At 62.5% G+C, this 277-nt stretch carries 1 protein-coding gene; it reads left to right on the top strand.

Annotated features, from left to right (window positions below; genetic code table 11):
• The coding region (locus ACRXB1_RS37645; protein WP_449494969.1) for a hypothetical protein at positions 1 to 277 on the top strand (277 nt) is incomplete at both ends.

Below are 277 nucleotides of genomic sequence, written 5' to 3'. Positions count from 1 at the left end.
GTCCGCTGGACGTCTGGAACGGCGGGCAGACCGGCGTCTGGAAAGGCACGAGTCCCGCGACGGAGCAGGCGGTCGTGAACGCGTTCCTGTCGAACTGGATGGACACCACGACCAGCTTCAACATCAACTCGTGGCAGCGCGAAGGTCAAACCAATGCGGTATCCGGCGAGACCACCTGCTTCTGGAGCATGCGAAGCCTGTGCGCGATCGACTATGTTCACGGGACGGTGTCGGGCGGAACCGTCGAGAACTTCCCGACGTGGACGTGGAACCAGAT

The organism is Caballeronia sp. M23-90 (genome assembly GCF_053574605.1).
The sequence above is the reverse complement of the archived record's forward strand: the minus strand, read 5'-3'. Positions and strand labels throughout refer to the sequence as shown.